The 2,141-nt window shown below is 75.7% G+C and carries 2 protein-coding genes and 1 pseudogene; 1 reads left to right on the top strand and 2 read right to left on the bottom strand.

All coding sequences use genetic code 11. The features are described from left to right. Nucleotides 1-245 precede the first annotated feature (245 nt). Nucleotides 246-1,052, bottom strand: coding sequence for a metallophosphoesterase family protein (locus ABD067_RS25670; RefSeq protein WP_343898280.1), 807 nt, complete (start codon nucleotides 1,050-1,052; stop codon nucleotides 246-248). 79 nt (nucleotides 1,053-1,131) lie between these two features. Next, a complete protein-coding gene (locus ABD067_RS25665; RefSeq protein ID WP_343898279.1) occupies nucleotides 1,132-1,809 on the bottom strand; it encodes a hypothetical protein in 678 nt (225 codons plus the stop codon). Between the two features lie 145 nt (nucleotides 1,810-1,954). Here ABD067_RS25665 and ABD067_RS25660 point away from each other — a divergent pair. Beyond that, a pseudogene (locus ABD067_RS25660) lies at nucleotides 1,955-2,141 on the top strand (hypothetical protein); the annotation flags it as partial.

Below are 2,141 nucleotides of genomic sequence, written 5' to 3'. Positions count from 1 at the left end.
GGGGGCGGCGGCAGCGGCGCCACCGCCGCCCAGAGGTCGTCGGGAAGGGGCGGCTCGGCCATGCCGCCGAGAACGCAACAGGGCGGGTTTCGTTAGGCGCATTTAGCGCGGGGGCATGACGCCACCGAATCGACGAAGCCGGATCGGCGGCTCGGGAGCTCGGGCATGGATCGCAGGGCGCAGCCGCCGCCGCTGGTCGACCCGGCCGTCGGCCTCGGGCCCCTGCCGGACAGCCGGCGAGCGGATCAGACGGAGGCCCAACCGCTGCCGCCGTCCCAGGCGCGCACCTCGACCGTGGCGCGGCCGCCCTCGATCCGGATCCAGTTGTAGGCGTTGGGCTCGCCGCGGAGCCGCGTCGAGGTGGCGGTGGCCGCCTGCACCACCAACAGTTCGCCGTCCCCGCCGCCCGGCCCCGCCGCGCCTCCAGCTGCTTCGGCGCCTTCCGCCGCGCCGCGCGCGCGCATGTAGCCGAGGTGCAGGTGGCCCGACAGGATCATGCGCACCCCGTTTGCGGCGAAGGCGGCTAGCGCGGCCTCCGCCCGGCCGACCAGGCGCGTGCCCGGCGCGCTCTCCGGCGGCAGGAAGGGGTGGTGGGCGACCACCACGCGGAACGGGCCCTCCGGCAGCGCCCGCAGCCGCTCCACCGCGCGCCGGAGCCGGCCCTCCCCGACCCGGCCCTGCGACCAGTCGAGGAAGGCGCCGGCGCGCGACGTGGTGTTGACGCCCACCACCGCGACCTCGCCGTCGATCCAGACCGGCTCGGGCTCCTCGGCGACGAAGCGGCGCCAGCGCCCGAGCGGGTCGAGGAAGCGCTCGTGCAGCCAGTAGGAGGTGATGTCGTGGTTGCCGGGCACCGCGAGCACCGGCGCGCGCAGGCGGTCGAGGAAGGCGCGGGCGGCGCGGAACTCGCGCGAGCGGGCGCGCATGGTGAGGTCGCCGCTGACCGCGACGAGGTCGGGCGGGTCGGCGTTCAGCTCGGCCGCGAGCGCCTCCACCACCGCTTGGTCGGTGAGCAGGAAGTGCAGGTCGGAGATGTGGGCGATGCGGCGCATCAGGGGGCGGCCGACCGTCGGCCGCCGGACGGCTGGGGCAGTGGCCGGCCCCGACTTGCTCCGGTGCCCAGGGGAGCGCTCAGGGGGCCGCCTCCAGCCGCGGCGCCGGGCCTGCTGCCGGAACGCCCGGCGCAGCCTGCCGCGCCTGCGCGCCGACTTCGCACAGCCGGTCCAGGAGCCCGATGGCCTGGTTCCAATACCACTCCGCCTCGCGCGCGTCCCACGCGTCGCGCGCGCGGAGGGCGAGCAGGTGCCCGGCGGCGCTCGCCAGCTCGGCCGCTTGGCCCGGCCCGGAGCCGCCTCTTTCGGCCTCTTCCAGCAGCCGGGCGATGTGGCGCAGCAGGATGCCCCGGAGCAGCCGGACCCGCAGACGCCGGAACGGGCCCGCGAGCCGCGACACCGGCCCGCGGGGCGAAGACGCCGGGCATTCGCCGGAGGCCCTGGGCAGGACCACCTCGACCAGTGCCCGGCGCAGCACCTCGGCGCGGGTGCCGTCGAGCCCGTCGTTCGTCCCGATCAGGCGCGGCACGAAGGGCTTCAAGCGTCGGCGCGCCTCGGGCGGCATGCGGTCGTTGATCGGGATGGCGAAGGCGCGGACCAGCGGGGAGGCGCAGCCCGGGCGGTCGGTGCGGCCCTCGCCCGCCAGGTGGGCCACGAGGGACATGACGCAGGCGGTGCCCTGGTCCGGGTCGCCGATGCCGCTCACCAGCTCGAAGCGGTCGAGCACGCGTTGCTGCAGCCGCAGGTCAGGGCCCATGGCGGGACGCTCCTTCCTTCTCCCGGCCCGAGCCTACACCCACGCCCCGGCTCCCGGCCCGCACGGACGGGTGATCAACACCTGACGTGCCCCCGTAGAAGCGGTCCGCCGATAAGGTGAGATCGGCGGCAACGGAGGGGCCGGGATGGCGAGGAAGCAGCACAAGCCGGAAGAGATCGTGGCCAAGCTGCGCCAGGTCGAAGTGCTGGCGGCGCAAGGCAAGACGGTGGCCGGAGGGGCGCGGGCCATCGGGGTGACGGAAGCGGTGGTGTCGCCCGCTTGCTCTGTTGAAACCCTGGCCTGCCCTGGGGCGCTTGGGTCGGCTTTCGGCA

Origin of the sequence: Craurococcus roseus, assembly GCF_039523795.1 — a bacterium.
In the GTDB taxonomy this organism is placed as follows: Bacteria; Pseudomonadota; Alphaproteobacteria; order Acetobacterales; family Acetobacteraceae; genus Craurococcus; species Craurococcus roseus.
This window is presented reverse-complemented; position numbering and strand designations above follow the sequence as displayed.

Bases quoted from the DNA above. Each gene is read 5' to 3' on its own strand.
- ABD067_RS25670 (WP_343898280.1), bottom strand. From the start codon at position 1,052: ATGCGCCGCATCGCCCACATCTCCGACCTGCACTTCCTGCTCACCGAC.
- ABD067_RS25665 (WP_343898279.1), bottom strand. From the start codon at position 1,809: ATGGGCCCTGACCTGCGGCTGCAGCAACGCGTGCTCGACCGCTTCGAG.